Source organism: Paraburkholderia sp. (genome assembly GCF_035948235.1).
Classification (GTDB): Bacteria; Pseudomonadota; Gammaproteobacteria; order Burkholderiales; family Burkholderiaceae; genus Paraburkholderia.
Genome location: NZ_DASZJJ010000178.1, coordinates 1 through 5,221 on the forward strand (window position 1 = coordinate 1; position 5,221 = coordinate 5,221).

At 63.5% G+C, this 5,221-nt stretch carries 3 protein-coding genes and 1 pseudogene; 1 reads left to right on the forward strand and 3 read right to left on the reverse strand.

The features are described from left to right. Window positions 1-519 (forward strand): acyltransferase family protein (locus VG320_RS15420; protein ID WP_327200961.1); only part of this gene is annotated, 519 nt, incomplete at its 5' end. A gap of 109 nt (window positions 520-628) precedes the next feature. On the opposite strand, the gene VG320_RS15425 is transcribed toward VG320_RS15420, so the two are convergent. The 3 genes and pseudogenes from VG320_RS15425 to VG320_RS15435 form a co-directional block, all read right to left on the reverse strand. Beyond that, entirely contained in the window at window positions 629-3,136 is a 2,508-nt protein-coding gene (locus VG320_RS15425) for a glycosyltransferase family 4 protein (RefSeq protein WP_327200962.1), read from the reverse strand. Further along, on the reverse strand, window positions 3,133-4,599 hold the full coding sequence (locus VG320_RS15430; RefSeq protein ID WP_327200963.1) for a flippase: 1,467 nt from the start codon (window positions 4,597-4,599) through the stop codon (window positions 3,133-3,135). Before VG320_RS15430 ends, VG320_RS15425 begins: the two co-directional genes overlap by 4 nt. A 45-nt stretch (window positions 4,600-4,644) precedes the next feature. Continuing rightward, window positions 4,645-5,221 (reverse strand): annotated as a pseudogene (locus VG320_RS15435) (hypothetical protein); the annotation flags it as partial.

The window sequence follows — 5,221 nt, forward strand, 5'->3', positions numbered from 1 at the left end:
GCCGGTGTGGCGCTGATCAACGTGGTCTCGGCGCTGACGCTGACGCCGCACGACGTCACGTTCTTCACGTCGTACTGGTTCTCGTGGATGCTGGGCGCCTGGATCGCGGAAGCGCGTCTGCGCGGCTCGGAAGGCTTCCGCCTGGCTTATGTGGCGGCTGCCGCGTTCGCCGTGGCCGGTTGCGTCGCGTTCCATTTCGGCCAGTACGGCGCATTCCAGCTCTGGGCCTGCGCGTTTGCCTGCTATCTGGTGAAGGCGTTGTCGCGTCCACTCGCGGCAGGCGGCGTGCTGCTGCCGATGTTTTCGAAGCTCGGCGAATTCAGCTATTCGCTCTATCTGATCCATCTGCCGCTTTTCGTGCTGCTCGGCTCGCTGCTGTTCCGCTCGGAATTGCAGACCTCGATCTGGGCTTCGTTCGGCTTCACGCTCGCCGTGTTGCCGGTCGCATGGGTCTTTTATCGACTGTTCGAGCGCCCTGCCCTGAACGTCGCGGCGCGGTTGCGCAAGCGCGCTGCGTAAATAATCCGATACCCAAAAAAGCGGGGCCGCCCATCTGGCGGCCCCGCTTTTTTACAACCACAGCTTCTTTTACCTACCCGCTTCTCCCTGAGTCCTGCTGCGCAAGCGCTTATCGCGCCCGCGTCACCACACCGTCCAGCACGCGTCCCACCGCCTCCACGTACTGTTCCTTGCCAAAGCGCTCACGCGCGACCGCGAGGCCGTTACGTGCGAGACGCTCGCGCAGCGCTTCGTCATCGTGCAGCGAGGCAATCGTCCCGGCGAGCGCGACCGCGTCGCCCGGCGTGCACAGCAGCCCGCTCTTGCCATGCTCGACGATCTCCTTCACGCCGCCATCGCGCGACGCCACCACGGGCCGCTGCGCGAGCATGCCTTCCACAACGACGCGGCCAAACGGCTCGGCGGTAATCGACGTATGGGCGATCACATCCATCGCACGCATGCAGGCCGCGATATCGTGACGGAAGCCCAGAAAATGGACGCGATCCTGCAGCTCGTGCTTCACCACGAAATCACGCAATTCCTGCGCATAGGCGTCTTCGCCAAACAGCGGCGCGCCTACGAGTACGGCATGCGCGCGCGGCTCGTGCAGCAGCGCTTCCAGCAGCACATGCTGGCCTTTCCAGCGCGCCAGGCGGCTGAACGCGCCCACCAGAAACGCGCGTTGCGGCAAGCCAATCTGCGCGCGCAATTGCTCCTTGGGCACGCGTGCGAGCGCCCGGAACGGCGATTCATCCACGCCGTTATGCACCACGTCGATACGACTGGAATCGAAGCTGGTCAGATCCGAAAACACTTTCGCCGACGCATGCGAGTTCGCGATCACGTGCGCCAGACCCAACTTCGCGCAACCCTTGATGATCGCGCGTTGCACGCGTCCAAAATGCTCGTCGCTAACGATGTCGCGCAGATGCCATACAACAGGCTTTCGCGCGAGCTTGCCTGCCAGCACGCCGATCACCATCGCGCGCTGCGTGTTGGCGTAGAGCACATCCGCACCACGCGCACGGCGTCGCGTTTCGCGCACCAGTCCTGCCACGCCGGCGAGCACGCCGAATTTCGGCACGGCGCCACCGTCGCGCCGCACATTGCGCAGCGCGCCGGAATCGAGCACATCTACACGCGCACCAGCCGCATCCAGCGCTTCACGGAAAGGCCCGTCGTTGAAGAGCAGCACTTCGATGCGCGCGCGCAGGCCCTTCACCACTTCGAGCAGCGACAATTCCGCACCACCCAGCACACCACTCTGGTCGATCGCCAACACGCGTGGCGCGCTTTCCAATGCGTTATCGGCGTCGTCATCCTGCTTGCGCTGCGGATCGCGATACGCAGGACCGGCCGCCGCTACCGACGGCACCGCGCGCGCGACGCGCGCAAAGAACTGATCGCGGAAATGCGCAGAAGAAAAGCGCTCGGCATTCTCGCGGCAATCCTCTGCACGAAAGCGTTTAGGATCACGCTCGAACGTTTCGACCGCCTCGATGATCGCGTCAGCGCGCTGCTCCTCGAAGAACAGCCCGGTGGGCCGCGAGCCGGTATCGCGCACGGTTTCAAGCGCCCCGCCCTTGCCATAGGCAATCACGGGCGTGCCGCACGCCTGGGCCTCCACCACCGAAATGCCGAAATCCTCTTCCGCCGCAAACACGAATGCCTTCGCGCGACGCATGCGATCGTGCAGCACCGAAAACGGTTGATAGCCCATCACTTCGACATTCGGCCCCGCTTTGGCACGCACTTTCTGCATATCGGGACCGTCGCCGATCACGACGAGCCGCTTGTCCGGCATGCGGGCAAACGCTTCTACGATCAGATCGATCTTCTTGTACGGCACGAGCCGCGACGCGGTCAGATAGAAGTCCTCCTTGCGCGTTTCAAGCTCGAACGAATCGACATCGACGGGCGGATAAACGACTTCCGCATCGCGCTGATACACCTTGTGGATGCGCCGCGCGATGAATTCGGAATTGGCCACGAACTGGTCAACCGAATTGGCCGTGCGCACATCCCAGTTACGGATGTAATGGAGAATCAGCCGCGCGAGCATCGACTTGGGCCCGCGCGTGAGTTTGGACTCCTGCAGATACTGATGCTGCAGATCCCACGCATAACGGATTGGCGAATGCACGTAGCTGATGTGATATTGATCCGGCCCGGTCAGCACGCCCTTGGCCACCGCGTGCGAGCTGGAAATCACCACGTCATAGCCCGATACGTCGAGTTGCTCGATGGCGAGCGGCATGAACGGCAAATACGCGCGATAACGCGTGCGCGCCTTGGGCAGCCGCTGGATGAACGAGGTCGTCGCGCGTTTGCCGCGCAGGAAAGCGCGATCCTTGTCGTCGACGAAATCGACCACGGAAAACAGATCCGCTTCCGGGAAGCAGTCGATGATCTGCTCCAGCACGCGCTCGGCGCCGGCGTACGTGACGAGCCAGTCGTGCACGATGGCCACGCGTGGCGCTCGACCGCTAGCGCGTGCCGCATCGGGCGTACGGGTGCCCGTCGTGGTGTTCACGGCGCGCAATTCGCTGCGCGCGTTGGACAGATTTTCGCGCCGTTGCAGCGGCACGGCGGCGCGTCCGGACGGCGCCGCTTCGTCAATCAGTTCGTGACTCATGCGCTTTTCCGTGAATTTAGTCGAAACAGCAGGGAACGGACATATCCACGCAGAACTGGCGTGGTGGCCACCGACCAGACGCAGTTGGCGAGGGCCAGCACGACGCCCGCGCCGATCGCATACAGCGCGTCCGGCAGCCACCACGCGATTGCCAGCGCGGCGGCCAGAAAACTCAGGTGTGCAAACATATCGAAGACGATCGCGCGGCTATGAATGCGCGAGAGCCACAGCAGCACCACGTAGTCGAACAGCGATCTGAACAGCACGGCCGCGGCTGCGCCCGGCAGGCCGAAGCGATCGATGCCCAGCCACAGCAACCCGGCAAACAGCGGCAATTCGATCAGGCCCACGCGCGCGGCGGCGGCGGGATTGTTCTGCGACTGGATCAGGATGCGCGTGACGCCCGCCTGCCCGATCAGCCAGACGGCGACGATCAGGAAACGCCCCACCGGCGCGCCGTGCTCCGCGATCACCGGGCCAACCCACACGTGCAGGAAGGGCGCCAGCACGACGATCGCGCCGATCGCCACCGGCGTGAACACTGCGTTGAGGAATTGCAGCGACTGCGCCGCGATTTCGTCGGCATGCTCGCGGCGCAGCGCCGAAAGGCGCGGAAACAGCGTGCGCACCAGCGCGTTCGGCACCATGTTCAGGCGCGTCACGAGGTTCTGCGGCACCGTGTAGTAGGTGACGAAGCGCGCGCCCAGGCCCGCGCCCAGCATCATGCGGTCGAGCGAGTCGGCCACCATCGTCGTGATGCTCGCGATCAGCATCCAGCCGCCGAAATTGAACAGCGCCCTGGAAGTATCGAAACGCGGCCCGCGAATCTGGCGAATCCCCAGCACGCGCAATGCCGATCGTCCCAGCAACAGGCCGGCAAAAAGACGCGCGAGCACAGCAGCGGCCAGCACCGTTTGCAGATTCGGCGCAATGGCCCACGCCGCGCCAAGTGGCAGCAACTGGAACAGAAACGTGCCGAGCGTCTGATTGGTGTTGTAGATGCCGAAGCGTTCCGCACCGTTGATCGCGCCCGCGAACACCCACGACACATTGGCGATGGGAATCGCAATCGCCAGCCACGGCAGCGCGAGATAGACCTCATGGCGCAACTCGGGCGTCACATGCGTGAAATACGCCGTATACAGCGCACCGCCCGTATAGATCAGCAGACCGCCGATCGCGCCCGTCGTGAAGTTGAGCCAGAACGCACTCCAGAACACCCGCTCGCAGGCCTCGGTGTCTTTCGATGCGTAGGCCTTCGAAATATGGTTCTGCGCGGCCATGCTCATGCCCAGATCGAGCACGCTGAAATAGCCGATCAACGTCCACACCAGCGCAATCACGCCATAGCGTTCGACGCCGAGCATCTTGATGTACGTCGGGACCGTGACCAGCGACACGAAGGTCGGCAGCACCAGTCCGAACAGATTGATCGCGACGTTGCGTAATAAGCCTTTATCCATGCGGTTTCCTGTAGCGTGCGGCCAGAAGAGCTTCCAGCAGCAGCGTTAAGCCGGCTTCCAGCGGTACATGAGCACCTTGCCGCGTGCGTCTTCCTCGACGAAGATCAGGTATTCGCCGTTGGCCTGGCGATGTGCCGAGATACCGAACGGCACGTCCACCCAGCCCGAGGTATTGCCCACTTCCGCGCCGGGACCGAAGGTGCCGATCTCCTTCGCGGAATCCTTGTCAAAAACGTGGATGCCACCTGCGGGCTCCACTACGAAGATGTAGCGGCCTTCCACGGTCAGGCCCGCAGGCGTGACCGGAGGCTTCGCCTTCGGGTCCCACGGCAGGCGCAACACGTAGCGCTGTTCCGGATGACCGCTCGACCATTTGTCGTAGCGCACCAGCACACGACCCGCCTCCTTCCAGAAGCCGGGATCGTGCGGCGCATCGGCCGTGTAGCCGGTCACATACAGCGTGTCCGTTTCCGGTTCGTAGATCGCGCGATGGACTTCGGTGAAGGGCGCGGGAATGTCGTACTTGTCCAGCTTGTCGTAGCTGTAGATCGGATTGCCCTTCGCATCGAGCCCGCCAAAACGCCAGCGCCAGATGCCCTTGTCGTCGCGCGCGCGCCAGATG

Bases quoted from the DNA above. Each gene is read 5' to 3' on its own strand.
- VG320_RS15430 (WP_327200963.1), bottom strand. From the start codon at position 4,599: ATGGATAAAGGCTTATTACGCAACGTCGCGATCAATCTGTTCGGACTG.
- VG320_RS15425 (WP_327200962.1), bottom strand. From the start codon at position 3,136: ATGAGTCACGAACTGATTGACGAAGCGGCGCCGTCCGGACGCGCCGCC.